Annotated in this window: 1 rRNA gene; it reads left to right on the top strand. The window is 50.9% G+C overall.

The features are described from left to right. Nucleotides 1-156 (top strand): 23S ribosomal RNA (locus ACW5XD_RS24010); the annotation flags it as partial. Nucleotides 157-220 lie beyond the last annotated feature (64 nt).

Genomic DNA, 220 nt, shown 5'->3' with positions numbered 1-220 from the left:
AAGCATCTAAGCGGGAAGCGAGCCCTGAGATGAGTCATCCCTGACCCCTTGAGGGTCCTAAAGGGCCGTTGGAGACCACAACGTTGATAGGTGGGGTGTGTAAGCGCGGCGACGTGTTGAGCTAACCCATACTAATTACCCGTGAGGCTTAACCATACAACACCCAAGAAGTGTTTCTGGCCTTGTAGCAAGTGCGAGACTACTTACAAATTCAGTGATA

This window comes from Aeromonas enterica, assembly GCF_054052465.1.
This window is presented reverse-complemented; position numbering and strand designations above follow the sequence as displayed.